Raw genomic sequence first — 14,061 nt, forward strand, 5'->3', positions numbered from 1 at the left:
CCGAGCCTGTGCCGAGCAGCAGCCGGAGTTCCCGTGACGATGGACGAACAGCCCCTGTACAACAGCAAGATCATCAGTATCTTCGTGAGCCTGCTGCGCAAGAAGTACCCGCAGGTCGATATCGGTGAGTTGCTGCAGTACGCGGAGATCAGCCAGTACGAACTAAGCGACGAGGGGCACTGGCTCACCCAGCGCCAGGTCGACCGCTTCCACGCCCGGATGACCCAGATGGTCGGCACCGACATCGCAAGGGAAGGGGGGCGCTACGCCGCCTCCGAGGCAGCCCACGGCATGATGATGAAGTACACCTTCGGGCTGATCGGTCCGGCCAACACGCTGCTGGCGATAGGGAAGTGCTCCGGCCACTTCAGCCGGTCCGCGGCCTACACGGCGACCAAACTGGCCGACAACAAGGTGGAAATCACCGCCGTTCCGCACCCGGGGGTGGAAGAGCAACCCTACCAGTGCGAAAACCGCATCGGCCTCTTCGAGGCCGTGGTGATGCTGTTCTACTACCAGCCGCAGATCGAGCACACCGAGTGCATCTTCCAGGGGGGCGAGTGCTGCCGTTACGTCATCTCCTGGAAGAAGACGCTCTACGCCCAGATCCGCAGCGCCAGGAACCGGCTGGTTCCGGTCATCGTCATCGCGTACGCCGTGCTGCATCACTTCTGGCAGGTGGGGCACCTGGTGGAACTGCTCACCGCGCTCGCCTTCTTTGTGCTGGGGACTTCCTACCTCGCCCAGCGGCTGGAAACCAGGGAAGTCGACACCGCACTGGCCCAGGTGAAGGAATCGACCGAGCAGGTACTCGCGCAGATGGGCGTCAACTACAACAACGCCCGCATGGTCAACGAAGTCGGTCAGGCGCTCAGCAAACAGACCGGGATCGACGAGGTCCTGGACAGCGTCATCAAGGTGATCGAGAAGCGGCTCGGCTACGACCGTGCCGTGATCATGCTGGCCGATGCCAGGAAAACACGCCTCGCCTTCCGAGCCGGCTACGGTTATACCGATGCGCAACGCGACGCACTCGTAAACGCGTCATTCGATCTCACCTCCCCCGATGCCCAGGGCGTCTTCGTCACCTGTTTCCGCGACAACCAGATCAGGTTCGTGAGCGACTTCGCCGAGGTGGCGCACCTGCACACGCCGCACAGCGTCGCCTTTTCCCTGGAACTGGAGGCCCGCTCCTTCATCTGTTGTCCCATCGCCTGCGACGGCGAGGTGCTGGGGATCCTGGCCGTCGACAACAAGAAGTCGCACCGCCCGCTGATGCAGAGCGACCTGAGCCTTTTGACCGGCATCGCCCCCGTCATCGGCATGAGTCTGCGCAGCGCCATCCACCTGGAGCGGGAGCGGCGCATGTCCGAGCAGATCCGGCAGTCGCAGAAGATGGAATCGGTCGGCGTGCTGGCGGGAGGCATCGCCCACGACTTCAACAACCTGCTCACCGGCATGATGGGGTTCGTCGCGCTGGCCCAGATGAACATGAAGAAGGACGACCCCGCCCAGGGATACCTGGAGCAGGTGCTGAACGCCGCGGAGCGGGCGGCCTCGCTGACCCAGGGGCTGCTCGCCTTCAGCCGCAAACAGGTCAACCATCCCCAGCCGGTCAACCTGAACCAGGTGATCGCCAACCTGCGCAAGCTCGTGAGCCGGCTGGTCACCTCGAAGATCGCGCTGAACATCGAGCTTTGGCCGGAGAAACTGGCAGTCGTGGCGGACTCGGGCCAGATCGACCAGGTGATCACCAACCTCGTCAACAACGCTCGTGACGCGATGCCGGAGGGGGGGACCCTCACCATCTGTACCAGCTCGATGGAGATGAACGAGGAATGGATCGACCAGCGCGGGTATGGGAGGCCGGGCAACTACGCCGTGATCACCGTCACGGACACCGGTACCGGCATCGACGAAGCGACCAAGGCCCACGTGCTGGAACCGTTCTTCACCACCAAGGAAGTCGGCAAGGGGAGCGGCCTCGGGCTCGCCATCGTCTACGGCATCGTCAAGCAGCACGACGGCTACGTGGAGATCGACAGCACCCCCGGCGTGGGCACCACCCTCAACGTCTACCTTCCTCTGCTGACCGGGGCGGACGCCGCAGGTGTCGCCGAACTGCGGGATCCCGATGCGCCGATTCCGGCGGTCACCGTGTTCAGCCGTCCAGAAAGCCGACCCACTTCACCCTGAGGGTCGCCACGCCGAACTCCTCCTCGACCACGCCCTTCAACAGGTAGGGGCGGCGCTGCGAGAGCTTGCGGCAAACGCGTGCGTAGACGTCCGGGAAAAAGGTGGCGTCGAAGATCGCGGTCACGTCCTCGAAGGAGACGAATTCCATAGGGCGGCCGTGCTTGTCCTCCACCGTCTTCGTCGTGATCCACCACCCCACCATGGTCACCCACTGCCCCGAATGCTTGATCAGTTCCGATGCCTTGATCGGCCGGTGCCGCTGCCACTGCGCCTTGTACAGGGTGAGCGGGTGCCGCGAGGCGAGGAAACCCAGCGCCTCCACCTCCTGCCGCAAGACCGTTTCCGCATCGTACGGGGGCGGTTTGGGGAGCTCGGTCTTCTGTTCGAACAGCAGCGCCGTCGCCTGCTGCTGGAAGTGGAGCAGTTCCCACAACAGCGCCGGCCTCCGTGGTTCCCCCTCCAGTGCGTCGAAGCATCCCGCCTTCACCAACCGCTCCGCGTCAGCACGCTGCACGTTGGCCCGGCGCAGAAAGTCTTTGAACGACGCGAAGGGGCCGCGTTCGCGGCGCTCCTTCAGGAGCCGCTGCGCCCCTTCGCGGGTCAGCCCGTCGATCTGCATCAGCCCGATCCGCAGAGATTTGTCGAAGCCGGTGTAGTGGTAGTCGCTCCCGTTGATGTCCGGCGGCAGGATGGCGAGCCCGAGCCTGCGCCCTTCCGAGATGTAGGCGAAGGGGGAGTAGTATCCTCCCTGGTTGGAGATCACGGCAGCGATGAACTGCGCGGGGTGGTTCGCCTTCATGTAGGCCGCCTTGGCGCTCAAAAGCGCGTAGCTCGCCGAGTGCGGCTTGCAGAACGAGTAGCCGGCGAAGGAGAGGATCTGCTCCCAGATCGCATCCAGCACCGGTTCCGAGACGCCGCGCTCTTTTCCTCCCGCGAGGAACTTGGCCCGGAAGTCGGCGAGCCTCTTTTCCCGGTGCTTCTTGGTGATCACCTTCCTGAGCTGGTCCCCTTCGCTCGCCGAAAAGCCGGCCAGTTCCATGGCGATCTGGGTGATCTGCTCCTGGTAGATGGCGATTCCCAGCGTCTCCCCGAGGACCGGTTCCAGCAACGGGTGCAGGTGAGTCCATTTCTTCCCCTGCATGCGGGCGACGTATTCCTGGATGAAGCTGTTGGCGGCGGGGCGAATGATCGAGGACGCCTGCACCAGCACCTCAAAGATGTCGCAGTCGAAGGTCTCCGGCGGCGCCGTCGAACTCCAGATCTTTCTCAAGAGCAGGCGGACCGAGGGGGATTCCAGGTAGAAGCAGCCGATGGTGAGCCCGCGGCGCATCAGGCTTTGAGTCCGCTCGTCCTCCAGCGGGCGCCAGCTCGCGTAGTCGATCTCTATTCCGGTCTGCTCCTTCACCGCCGCCAGTGCGTCGCGGATCACCGCCAGCGAACGGTTCCCCAGGATGTCAATCTTGACCAGACCCGCGTCCTCGGCCTGGTCCTTCTCCCACTGGATCAGCGGCAGCCCCTTGTGTGATATCTCCACCGGAACGTAGCTGCGGATCTCGTCCGGGACGATGACCAGCCCGCCGCAATGCAGCGACAGGTGACGTAACTGGCCGTTCAGATGGCGCGCCGTCGCGACGATCTCCTGCCAATCCTGGGAGAGCGTTTCCCCCTGGAACAGTGGATGTCCTGCCATCGCCGCGGCGCTTTGCTCCGCGCGCCAGAAACCGGAGATGCGCTCCGTCATCTCCTTGATCTCGAAATCCGGCAGGCCGTACACCTTGGCCACCTCACGCAGCGCCGATCTCCCCTTGAAGCCCACCTGGTTCGCCACCATCGCCGCGCGCCTGGCGCCGTAGCGGGCGAAGGCGAAGTCGAGGATGGCGTCACGTTCGTCCCAGGGGAAGTCCACGTCGATGTCGGGCGGGTCGCTGCGTCCCTCGTTGAGGAAGCGTTCGAAAAAGAGGTTGTGGCGGATGGGGTCGACGTGGGTGATGCCGAGGCAGTAGGCGACCAGGGACGCCGCCGCGCTGCCACGGCCGCAGGTGCGCTGCGACTGTCTGGTGATCTCCTCCACCACGAGGAAGTAGTGAGCGAACCCCTTGTCGCGGATGATCGCCAGTTCCTTTTGCAGGCGTGCTTCGACGTCAGGTGAGATGCAGCCGTAGCGCCAGAGCGCCCCCTCGCGTGCGCGGCGGTTGAGCGTCGTGAAGGCGTCGTCGTTGCCCAGTCCGCGGAAGGCGGGGAAGATGGTTTGCGAGAAGTCCCACTCCCTGCGGCACATGGCAGCGATGCGCAGCGAATTTTGCAGTGCCTCAGGGCAGTGCGGGAAGAAGTCAGCCATCTGGGCGGGAGAGTAGAATGTATCCGACTCCGCCGCCGTCTGGTCCGGCGTCAATCGGGACAGTTTCGTGTTGAGGTGAATGGCGCGCAGCACCCGGTGCAAGTGGAAGTCGGCCACACCAGGGGACTGGCTCCGCCAGGTGCCTGTCCCCTTTCTCCCTTGGGCCATGGCGTTGGCGTCGGCAGCATTGCAATGAGGGGGACAGGCACCTGCGGAGCCAGTCCCCTTCGCAGCGTGCAGGACTGCCCGTGCCGTCGCCACCGCTGGCAGCTTGAGTTCCCGTGATAGAGCCAGTGCCCGGTGCATGTCGTGTCCCGGCGACAGTTCCACGAAAAGCCCCTCCGCCGAGACCCGCTTCAGCGCCGACAGCAGGCGCCGGTCGTCGCTCAGGACGATCACCCCATGCCGGTAGCGGGTGAGCGCGTGGCAGAGGTCGAACGACTTGTCGCAGTGCAGGTCCGAGAGCAGGCGCGAGATGTTGGCGTATCCCTCCTGGTCAGCCGCCAGCAGCACCGCGCGGTTTTGTTCCGTCACCGCCTCGGTGCCGATGATGGGGGAGATGCCGGCCTCGCGCGCCGCGTCGAGAAAACGTGGCACCCCGTAGAGCCCGTTGCGGTCAGTGAGGGCCAGCGTATCGAACCCGAGCCGCGCCGCCTCCGCGCACAGCGCCTCCGGCGAGTGAATGCCCCAGTTGGGGGAGAGGGAAGAATGTACGTGAAGATGAATAAACATGCAGAACCAGAAAAGCAGTTACGCAAAGTACGCGGAGTATCCGCGGAGAGCGCAAAGAGAATCAGGCAGAGGGGAGGCCCAGCCCGACGGTTTGTTCAAAGATTTTGTTTTAGCCTTTCCCCAAAAAAAGATTTTTCTCGGCGTTCTTCGCGGATACTCACCGTTCTTTGCGTAACTGCTTGGGTTTTACCGCCGTTATCCCTTTTATCCCCTTTATCCCTGTTAAATGCCCTAGTTTTTGGTCACCGTCATGTACTTGTTCTGCTCCGGGTCCCATTCTGCAGGCGTTTCGCTGGCGAGGGTGACCTCCCGGCGCGCCGCCAGTCCCTTCCCCCAGCGCACCGCGTTCTTGCCATGCTTTTCCCTCAAGAGATCCAGCGTTTCCTGCAGGTCACTCTCCCTCCGCGACGCTTCCGCCGGCGCGGCCGCGAAGAGATCCATCTGCCCCGCATCCTCCGCCACCTGATCGCAGCTAAGCCGTAACCCCTTGACCCGCTGGCGCCTCTTGCAGGTGGTGAAGAACAGCTCCTCCACCGCTGCCAGCAGCGGCAGATCCAGCGACGTCGGCACCGGCAACACCTTCTTTCCCTGCTGGCTGACCCCGTCCGCGTACATAACCGAGAGCGTGATCTTGCGCGCACCCTTGCGCAGACGCCGCAATCTCAGCCCGCATCCCTCAACCAGCCGCAGCAGCTCTGAAAGCAGGATCGCGTCATCGTTCTCCTCCTGCTCCAAAAGTCCCTCCTCGACGATCTCCGTCGACATGCGCGGTGGCTGTACAGGCGAGCGGTCGATGCCGCAGGCGCGGTCGTGCAGCAGCGGCGCGAAAGGACCGACCGCCAGCCGCAGTTGCGGCACCGACAGCGCCGCGACCTCTTCCACCAGTTTCAGGTTGAGGTCTTGGAACAGGAGCGTCTGTCTCGACTCCCCCACACCCGGCAGCACCGAAACCGGGAAGGGGGCCAGGAAAGGACGTTCGGCACCGTGAAAGACGTCGTAAACTCCCGGCTCCCGCATGGTATCCGCCGCGACCCGCGAAACCAGCTTGTTCCCACCCGCCCCGGCCATCGCCTCCAGTCCAAGACCTCCCGCGATCGACTTCTCCAGGCGTGCCGCCACGTCGCGTGCCGGGCCGAACAGCCTTCTCGACGCGGTCACATCAAGGAAAACCCGTCCCGCACCCGGTTCCACCATCGGTGTGAACTCCGCCGAGAGCTCCATGAGCGCCAGATTCCCCTTGGCTGCAAGGTGCGGATCGGGAGCGATGACGATGAGAGACGGACAGGACCTGCGGGCGTGGTAGATCGGCGTCCCGACGTGAACCCCCTCCGCCGCCGCCTCCGGGGAGATGCACTGCAACAGCGCGCGTTCCGAGTTGAGCGGCGCCACCGCCACCGGCCGTCCGCGCAGGTGCGAGTGGACCACCCGTGCCAGCGCGATCGGAAAAGCGGGCACCGTTATGTGGAGGATTTCCCGGTCCACTTGCGATAAAACCTCATGGAGCCCACCAGCACTCCCCGGATATGAAACTCGTCCTCTTCGGTAACCGTGATCGGGCTCATCGCCGAGTTGGCGGGAACGAGCTGGATCGTGTTTCCCTTACGTACGTACTTCTTGATGGTGATCGAGCCGTTCACCTCCGCGATCACCGTCTGGCCGTTTTCCGCGACCGCCTGCGGGTGTACCGCCACGAAGTCGCCGTCCATGATTCCCATTTCGACCATGGAATCCCCGCGCACCTCGTACACCACGTTGCCCGGTCCCGCCATAGCCGAAGGAACCTCGATGGCGTCCGCCAGTTCGAACGCATGCACCGGCTTTCCCGCCGCCACGATCCCCACTAATGGCAGTTCCAGGAAGGTTACGTTTGCCTCCAGTGGCGGGCGCGTAACTGTCCCTCCCTTTGCACTGGAGCCGGCCGTAAGCGTCCCCCCCTTTGCGAAGGGGGGCCAGGGGGGATTTGCCTTTCGTCTACCCCCTTCAGCAACAGTACGTGCCGCAACCGCCCCCCCCTTGTCAAAGGGGGGACAGGGGGGATTTGCCAGTTGCAGCCCCCTCTTGGCATTAGCCTGTCGCGCCAGATGTCCGTGTCGTTCCAGCGAACGGAGGTAATGCTGCACCGTCCCGAGCGACTCGAACCCGCACCCCTGTGCGATTTCCATCTGCGAAGGCTGGTACCCGTTGCGATTCACGAAATCCAGAATGAAATCAAGAACCCTCTTCTGTTTAGGTGTCATCCCGCCTCCATCCCATCATCTCTATCCCGTGCTTCAGCGATCAGGAGTCGGAGGATACTCGTAAGTTTCTCGTAAGTCAATAGCGTCCGAATGTGCCGCGCGATTGTTGTTGAACTACCTTCAAAGGGTGGTATAAATCCGTGGTCGATTAAAACATTCCAATTATGGAGGACGGCATGGACGGGAACACACTTATCATCATCGGTTTAGGCGTTGTCGTAATTGTCCTGGCAATCGCAGTCTTTGCCCTGTTTCAAAGACGCCAGACTGCCGGTCTGCGCGGTCGGTTCGGCTCGGAGTACGACCGCAGCCTCAGGGAAACCGGGAGCCGGGCTCGAGCGGAGGCTGATCTGAAGCAGCGCGAAAAGCGGGTAGAGCGGTTGAACATCCGGCAGCTCAGCTCGGAGGATGCGGCGCGTTTCAAGGAGTCTTGGGCACAGGTGCAGACCCGCTTCGTCGATGATCCCAAAGGGGCTGTCACGGAAGCGGATCAACTGCTGGGGGATGTTATGGTGAAGCGTGGCTATCCCGTCGGCGATTTCGAACAGCGCGCCGCGGACATCTCTGTCGAACATCCGCGGGTGGTGGAGCATTACCGGGCTGGTCACGAGATCGCACTGCGGCACGCGAAGGGCCAAGCCACCACGGAAGATCTACGTCAGGCCATGATCCATTACCGCACCCTGTTCACCGATCTGGTCGGCGAACAAGAGACGCCGAGTGTGGTGTTGCGCAAAGATGCATAGACAACGGAGGTTACAAAATGGATGACAGGATCATTAAAAAGGAAGAAAGAGCACGTGAGGGGCTTACTACCGCCGACTTGGCAGGACGCACGGACGTGGGCGGCGCGGTCAACGTTCAGGTGACAGGGGGGCAGGATGTTTCCGGCGAAGAGCAGGCGCAATTGTTGTCCCCCAACGAAACTAACAACCTGCGTCGTCGCTGGGACGAGATACAGGTGGGATTTGTGGACGAGCCCCGGCGTTGCGTGGAACAGGCGGACAACCTGGTAGCCGAGGCGATGAAGCGTCTGGCCGAGACGTTCGCCGATGAGCGTGCGAAACTCGAGGCCCAATGGGATCGTGGCGGCGACGTCTCGACCGAAGACCTGCGATTGGCGCTGCGTCGCTACCGTTCCTTCTTCAACCGGCTTCTTTCCATCTAAATTGTGGAGACACATCGTACTCGATGCCCACCCACCATCTTTCTCTGGCAACAAAAGCGGCTGCCGGTAATTCCTCCGGCGGCCGTTTCGCGAGTGCAACACCTGTTACGGCATCTGGGTTCTTTCTCCCGACTCCCATCCCAAACGCGGTCGTGATCGGTTTCCCTCCCCCACACATTGCTCGCCATCTGATTGATGGCAGCTTACACAAAATCTTTCACACCTCTACATAACGTCGTGCCTAGGCAGTTGGGTTCAAAATCAGCAAACGTCACGGTAAAATCACAAAACGCGCAGGCAAAACCGCAAAAGATTTTGCGAAATGCGAAAACGTCATAACGAAATCAGAAAACACGATGCCAAAATCGGAAAACGCCATCCTGAAAGCCGAAAACGCGATGGTGAAATCGGAAAATGTCACCCTAGAATCCGTAAACATCATGACAAACTCGTAAAACGTCTTCGTAAAATCGGTAAACGCGACCACAACCTCTCAAACCCCGACCATAAACCCGTGAAAAGCCCTCGCGAGTTGGCCACTTAAGAAGCATCGCTTTAGCTCCTTCCCCCATATTCGCTATTCAACCACTTCGCCTTTGACATGCATCCGGGATCTCTATATATTGCGGTTGATTTGTTGTGGCAAATGAGAGTTGCTATAGGTGGTGTGTCTTTCGCATTCAGGGGGAGGGGGCGGGAGGATAGCCAGTTTTCTGTCCATCCCCCCAATAGGCACCAAGTCCGACCATCGTCGTGTGCCATATCAGTCTGTTACGCCAGCAGCGCTGTTAGGTTAATCGATATATATGCGCAGATGTGGGAAGATGAAGAGAATTCCCAACTAGTTGGCAATGTAAAAACCACGAAGAGGGTGACAGTAGGTACAAAGGAGGGTAGCGAATGGGTGGTAGTGCATATCAGATCTTTGGTTCCCTAGACCAGCGCCATCTGGAACAGAGACCCATTAAAAAGACTGTCATCGACATGCTCCTGGGCAGGCAACGGTACATTGAGCCCAAGCAATTCAAGATGGGCAATACCACCATGTTCGAAATTCCTGCTGAGGAGCTTGCCCCATTGAAGACAGAGTTCTTCAGCTTCCTTCGAAAAGCAATGCCGATCCCATGGAACGCCACCACTGGCACCTTCGACTATCTCGACTTGGATATCATGACTATCTACATGCGTGGCGATGGGTTCCAAGGGGCAAAGGATATCAAGTGGTACTTGCAGCTAACCTTCTCGGGCTGCGCAGGGATGGCCCAAGTATCATCAGACGTAGCCGCACACTGGGCAGAGATTTGGTTTAAAGCCGAAAGGACGACCATACAAGAGCGTCTTGAGCGGTTCGGGTTCCGCCCGGAAGAAAATCCCGCCGATGAAGGGCCTGATCTCCTCTTTTTCCCTTTACCCGAAGGCGGGTATGCAGAGTATTCAAGCGACCAGCAGGAGATGTTTATAAAAGAACAGGAATATGGATTCCATTTTTCATTCGACTCAGCCATTGAAGAGGCCGAGCCTGATCAGGGCCTCGCTCTTTTGCAGCGATTGGAGTCGGACTATGCATCCATTATGACCGATGGCAAGTGCAGGTGCCAGCTGTGCTCACCGGACTTTGTACCTTAAGGACAAGGACGGGAGCAGCCTATGGCAGAGGGCATAGAGGCAGCGAGATCCCAGCAACGCAAGTTTTACCGGCCAAGCCTGTCAATTCCCGACGTTGCGCTCTAAATATAAGCCAAAAGGTCTCAAGGTAGACGGAGATTGTGATGGAATGGAGGTCAGGATTAGAGTGGCGGCGACATGACGGGCTGACTCCGAACTCAGAACAATTGGATGTGTGGTCTGCAGACCCGAATTTAAATGATCTCGATATCTTCATCGATCTGTTGGACCGCATAAAGAAGAAATGTTGCGCATCCGTCGTCAAGGAGGCAGGCAGCGCTATTTTTGAGGAGTGGCTTGTCTTCCTAGAATCCGACGGACGGAGAGTTTCCGCGAAATGGGACTGGACAGGCATCGATTTTTTTGCTGAGGACCAGGCCGGAAGGCGATTTTTGTCGGAAATAGAAGAGGTACTGAGGGCCGCAAAGTATTGGAAGCTTCCACTGTGGTTGCGGTTATTTTCCTAAAGCAAAACGCAAGCTGCCTCTGAATGGGAGAATTGGGTACCAACCAAGGGCAGGCGGTGCCAGGGCTTGAAATATAAGGTTCTTGACTGACGTGACGGAAGCACAACGATAACGGCTCAAGACCTGTAGATTTGCCGTCGATGTCCGATCGTAAGGGCCAGGACAACCAGTCGGTCATCGTGTATCTGACAGATAATGCGATAATCGCCAACCCGGTAGCGCCACAGCCCGGATAAATCGCCACGCAGCGCTTCGCCGAAATGACGCGGGTCCTTGCATCCTCAATGCGGTCGTCGAGCCAGTCGAGAAGGCGTTTCTGAACTGGGTGATCGAGCCGTCGCAACTGCCTCTGGGCCACGTCACTGATCTCAACCGTCCAGGCCAAGGTCTCGCCTCACTTCCCTCAACGATTTGCCACCTTTCGTCTCGGCCAGCGCCTGCCTGGCCAGTTCGAGGTCTTCATTGTCCTCCAGGTAGCGGAGCACTGCCTCACGCACCACTGCACTCCGGTTGCTTTGTTTTACCTTCGCCAGCAGATCTATCTGCTCTTCCAGCTCTTTTTCGAGGCGTATTGCAAACATGGAAGATCCTCCTGTATGCATTTTATAACGTGGCCAAAGGTGGATCAACTTGTGACCTATACCCCTCAAGCCTGGATGCTGCTCGTGTACCTTGGCACGATACCGACCGCCATCGCCTATCTCCTCTTCTTCAATGGGATGCGCTCCACTTCTGCAACGGCGGCCAGTATCAGCACCCTGGTGGAGCCTATGGTCGCGACACTACTGGCCTGGATTCTCTTTGGCGAGCGGTGCACCGCCGTAGGTTTTCTCGGGATTGCCCTGCTGGGAGGATCGTTGTTGCTGTTGTACCTTGGGGCGACGGCGCACCTGCGAGGAAAGGGGAACATCGGGACCGACCCGGACGTCCCGTAACGACAAAATGCGACGCCCCCGGTGCACTGGCAAGCACCGGGGGCGTCTGAAGTTCCCGAGGTCGATCCTGTTGTTGGGTAGCCTTTCGAGGTCCATCCGGCAACAGGTCCTCGCCACGGCCCCTTGGCCGCTATTTCCGCCATCCAGCCCAAACAGGGACGCCGTTGTCGTCGCGCAGCCTCAGCACGGCGCCTCCTTTCGTAACCTCCTGGGCTATGATGACAGGCTTTCCTGACATAGTGATCTTGGAACCCTTTATTTCCAGTTCGTCACCCTTTTCTATCCTGGTATCCTGCCGGTCCAGGTACCACAGGGGCGGTGCCAGGTCTTGAAATATGAGGTTTTTGACTGACGTGGACGGAAGCACAACGATAACGGCTCAAGACCTGTAGACTTGTCATCGATGTCCTAAGGTGGGTCAACCTGGCATAGGTGCCAGCCGTTCTTCGCAACGGTCGCACTGAGGGCTAAGGCTTTGAGGTGACTAAACTGTTTGACAACCTGCACCGGCTGCTGATATACACCTCCGCATGTACTATCCCTTCTCCAGCATACTTCCCCCTCCCGCCGCCATTCTCGCCTAGCAAGGCAGTCTGGCAGCATTCCCATCCTGTTCGCGTCCAGCGTTCCCACTAGAGTTGCGCCTTTCTGCCTTGACCTCTGAGTGTTTCTTTTCCCTCTGAGCTTCAAGGAGATTTCACATGCAGTCTTTACACTCTGCCCGCGCCGAGTCGCGCCACGGGCTCCTATTGATCATGCTCGCTGCGGTCCTATGGGGGACCGTCGGCATTTCCACCAAGACCATCTACCAACTGGCCACGACCAATGCGCTGTCGGTCGGGTTCTTTCGGCTGGCCACATCCCTCCCCGTTTTGTGCTTTATGTGCTGGGTCCGACTCGGCACACAGATGTTCCGGGTCTCCCGCGGGGACCTGGCTCTGATGGCGCTGATCGGGCTGCTGACCGCGCTGTACCAGGTCTGCTACTTCGGCGCCATTGCGCGCACCGGAGTCGCGGTGGCGACCGTCGTCACCCTTTGTACGGCACCGGTTATGGTGGCGGTCGTTTCGGCCACCTTTACCAGAAAAAGACTCTCCACAATCACACTGACCGCCCTCGCTGGTTCCCTCTCCGGTACCAGTCTGTTGGTCCTGTTCCAGGAGCAGGCTAAAAGCTGTGGGGCGAATGCCGGTGGCATCGGCCTCGCCTTGGTGTCTGCCTTTTGCTACGGCATGGTGACTATTCTCTCCCAGAAGATGGCAGCGCGCCGTGATCCTTTCCAGTCCCTTGCCATCAGCTTCAGCTTGGGGGCTTCCATGCTGTTCGCCTTTGCCTGGTCCCAAGGTATCGTGACGACCTATACCCCTCAAGCGTGGATGCTGCTCGTGTACCTTGGCACGATACCGACCGCCATCGCCTATCTCCTCTTCTTCAATGGGATGCGCTCCACTTCTGCAACGGCGGCCAGTATCAGCACCCTGGTGGAGCCTATGGTCGCGACACTACTGGCCTGGATTCTCTTTGGCGAGCGGTGCACCGCCGTAGGTTTTCTCGGGATTGCCCTGCTGGGAGGATCGTTGTTGCTGTTGTACCTTGGGGCGACGGCGCACCTGCGAGGAAAGGGGAACATCGGGACCGACCCGGACGTCCCGTAACGACAAAATGCGACGCCCCCGGTGCACTGGCAAGCACCGGGGGCGTCTGAAGTTCCCGAGGTCGATCCTGTTGTTGGGTAGCCTTTCGAGGTCCATCCAGCAACAGGTCCTCGCCACGGCCCCTTGGCCGCTATTTCCGCCATCCAGCCCAAACAGGGACGCCGTTGTCGTCGCGCAGCCTCAGCACGGCGCCTCCTTTCGTAACCTCCTGGGCTATGATGACAGGCTTTCCTGACATAGTGATCTTGGAACCCTTTATTTCCAGTTCGTCACCCTTTTCTATCCTGGTATCCTGCCGGTCCAGGTACCATGCCGGCCCCAGATGGACAGACACTGTCTCTTGCCCTGTCTTTAGTTGCAGATGTATTCCCGCTCCCATTCCTTTGCGCGGTGTCATGCGGCCGATCGACTGGACCTCACCGCGTACAGACTCGACGGTCGCAGGATCATACATCCTCTGGTACTCGCCTTTCATCCCCCAGCCCGCACTACCGCAGGCGGCACCGCCGCACCCACGCGGTGCAGCCAGAGCCGCTGTCGAACCAACTGCCAGGACCAGTGCAACCAGAACTGCTGCCCTTTGTACGCTCTTCATGCCTTACCTCCATTGTTTAGAGTTTAGGATGCCCCGGAGCCGGCAACGGCTGCGAGGTGAGGAACTACCATCG

General features: G+C 60.0%; 14 protein-coding genes. 7 read left to right on the forward strand and 7 right to left on the reverse strand.

Features of this window, described 5'->3' with window-relative positions; translation table 11 throughout:
- Window positions 1-39: 39 nt before the first annotated feature.
- Window positions 40-2,196: a sensor histidine kinase gene (locus KP004_RS01700; RefSeq protein WP_216802340.1), complete on the forward strand. Its 2,157-nt coding sequence runs from the start codon at window positions 40-42 to the stop codon at window positions 2,194-2,196.
- Here KP004_RS01700 and KP004_RS01705 read toward each other — a convergent pair.
- From KP004_RS01705 to KP004_RS01715, 3 genes are all read right to left on the reverse strand, one after another.
- Window positions 2,162-5,266 carry a DNA polymerase III subunit alpha gene (locus tag KP004_RS01705; RefSeq protein ID WP_216800667.1) on the reverse strand — a complete coding sequence of 1,035 codons (3,105 nt, stop codon included), beginning with the start codon at window positions 5,264-5,266 and terminating at the stop codon, window positions 2,162-2,164. The genes KP004_RS01700 and KP004_RS01705 overlap by 35 nt on opposite strands.
- Before the next feature lie 231 nt (window positions 5,267-5,497).
- Window positions 5,498-6,748, reverse strand: coding sequence for a DNA polymerase Y family protein (locus tag KP004_RS01710; protein ID WP_216800668.1), 1,251 nt, complete (start codon window positions 6,746-6,748; stop codon window positions 5,498-5,500).
- Window positions 6,724-7,503, reverse strand: coding sequence for a LexA family protein (locus tag KP004_RS01715; protein ID WP_216800669.1), 780 nt, complete (start codon window positions 7,501-7,503; stop codon window positions 6,724-6,726). Before KP004_RS01715 ends, KP004_RS01710 begins: the two co-directional genes overlap by 25 nt.
- 176 nt (window positions 7,504-7,679) lie before the next feature.
- Here KP004_RS01715 and KP004_RS01720 point away from each other — a divergent pair, with 176 nt between their 5' ends.
- The 4 genes from KP004_RS01720 (at window position 7,680) to KP004_RS01735 (ending at window position 10,803) form a co-directional block, all read left to right on the forward strand.
- Window positions 7,680-8,249, forward strand: coding sequence for a hypothetical protein (locus KP004_RS01720; RefSeq protein WP_216800670.1), 570 nt, complete (start codon window positions 7,680-7,682; stop codon window positions 8,247-8,249).
- Between the two features lie 17 nt (window positions 8,250-8,266).
- The gene (locus tag KP004_RS01725; RefSeq protein WP_216800671.1) at window positions 8,267-8,671 is read left to right on the forward strand and encodes a hypothetical protein; all 405 of its coding nucleotides are present in this window, start codon (window positions 8,267-8,269) and stop codon (window positions 8,669-8,671) included.
- Window positions 8,672-9,571: 900 nt separating this feature from the next.
- Window positions 9,572-10,297 carry a hypothetical protein gene (locus tag KP004_RS01730; RefSeq protein ID WP_216800672.1) on the forward strand — a complete coding sequence of 242 codons (726 nt, stop codon included), beginning with the start codon at window positions 9,572-9,574 and terminating at the stop codon, window positions 10,295-10,297.
- A gap of 143 nt (window positions 10,298-10,440) precedes the next feature.
- Entirely contained in the window at window positions 10,441-10,803 is a 363-nt protein-coding gene (locus KP004_RS01735; protein ID WP_216800673.1) for a hypothetical protein, read from the forward strand.
- 116 nt (window positions 10,804-10,919) lie between these two features.
- Here KP004_RS01735 and KP004_RS21600 read toward each other — a convergent pair whose 3' ends face one another.
- Entirely contained in the window at window positions 10,920-11,051 is a 132-nt protein-coding gene (locus KP004_RS21600; protein ID WP_496197167.1) for a type II toxin-antitoxin system RelE family toxin, read from the reverse strand.
- A 120-nt stretch (window positions 11,052-11,171) separates the two neighbouring features.
- Window positions 11,172-11,384 (reverse strand): DUF6290 family protein, encoded by a 213-nt coding sequence (locus KP004_RS01745; RefSeq protein ID WP_216800674.1) that lies wholly within the window; start codon window positions 11,382-11,384, stop codon window positions 11,172-11,174.
- Window positions 11,385-11,423: 39 nt separating this feature from the next.
- Between KP004_RS01745 and KP004_RS01750 the strand changes: the two genes are divergently transcribed.
- Complete coding sequence (locus KP004_RS01750; RefSeq protein ID WP_239026898.1) at window positions 11,424-11,738, forward strand: EamA family transporter; 315 nt, start codon at window positions 11,424-11,426, stop codon at window positions 11,736-11,738.
- Between the two features lie 130 nt (window positions 11,739-11,868).
- Here KP004_RS01750 and KP004_RS21605 read toward each other — a convergent pair whose 3' ends face one another.
- Window positions 11,869-12,105 (reverse strand): MamS/MamX family magnetosome protein, encoded by a 237-nt coding sequence (locus KP004_RS21605; protein ID WP_496197163.1) that lies wholly within the window; start codon window positions 12,103-12,105, stop codon window positions 11,869-11,871.
- Between the two features lie 334 nt (window positions 12,106-12,439).
- On the opposite strand from KP004_RS21605, the gene KP004_RS01755 reads away from it, so the two are divergent.
- Window positions 12,440-13,393, forward strand: a complete 954-nt coding sequence (locus tag KP004_RS01755) for a DMT family transporter (RefSeq protein WP_216800675.1) — start codon at window positions 12,440-12,442, stop codon at window positions 13,391-13,393.
- A 130-nt stretch (window positions 13,394-13,523) separates the two neighbouring features.
- Here KP004_RS01755 and KP004_RS01760 read toward each other — a convergent pair whose 3' ends face one another.
- Window positions 13,524-13,988, reverse strand: coding sequence for a MamS/MamX family magnetosome protein (locus tag KP004_RS01760; RefSeq protein WP_216800676.1), 465 nt, complete (start codon window positions 13,986-13,988; stop codon window positions 13,524-13,526).
- Between the last annotated feature and the right edge of the window lie 73 nt (window positions 13,989-14,061).

It is taken from the genome of Geomonas oryzisoli, assembly GCF_018986915.1.
Lineage (GTDB): Bacteria > Desulfobacterota > Desulfuromonadia > Geobacterales > Geobacteraceae > Geomonas > Geomonas oryzisoli.

Bases quoted from the DNA above. Each gene is read 5' to 3' on its own strand.
- KP004_RS01715 (WP_216800669.1), bottom strand. From the start codon at position 7,503: ATGACACCTAAACAGAAGAGGGTTCTTGATTTCATTCTGGATTTCGTG.
- KP004_RS01730 (WP_216800672.1), top strand. From the start codon at position 9,572: ATGGGTGGTAGTGCATATCAGATCTTTGGTTCCCTAGACCAGCGCCAT.
- KP004_RS01705 (WP_216800667.1), bottom strand. From the start codon at position 5,266: ATGTTTATTCATCTTCACGTACATTCTTCCCTCTCCCCCAACTGGGGC.
- KP004_RS01735 (WP_216800673.1), top strand. From the start codon at position 10,441: ATGGAATGGAGGTCAGGATTAGAGTGGCGGCGACATGACGGGCTGACT.
- KP004_RS01760 (WP_216800676.1), bottom strand. From the start codon at position 13,988: ATGAAGAGCGTACAAAGGGCAGCAGTTCTGGTTGCACTGGTCCTGGCA.
- KP004_RS01745 (WP_216800674.1), bottom strand. From the start codon at position 11,384: ATGTTTGCAATACGCCTCGAAAAAGAGCTGGAAGAGCAGATAGATCTG.
- KP004_RS01725 (WP_216800671.1), top strand. From the start codon at position 8,267: ATGGATGACAGGATCATTAAAAAGGAAGAAAGAGCACGTGAGGGGCTT.
- KP004_RS01700 (WP_216802340.1), top strand. From the start codon at position 40: ATGGACGAACAGCCCCTGTACAACAGCAAGATCATCAGTATCTTCGTG.
- KP004_RS01755 (WP_216800675.1), top strand. From the start codon at position 12,440: ATGCAGTCTTTACACTCTGCCCGCGCCGAGTCGCGCCACGGGCTCCTA.
- KP004_RS01720 (WP_216800670.1), top strand. From the start codon at position 7,680: ATGGACGGGAACACACTTATCATCATCGGTTTAGGCGTTGTCGTAATT.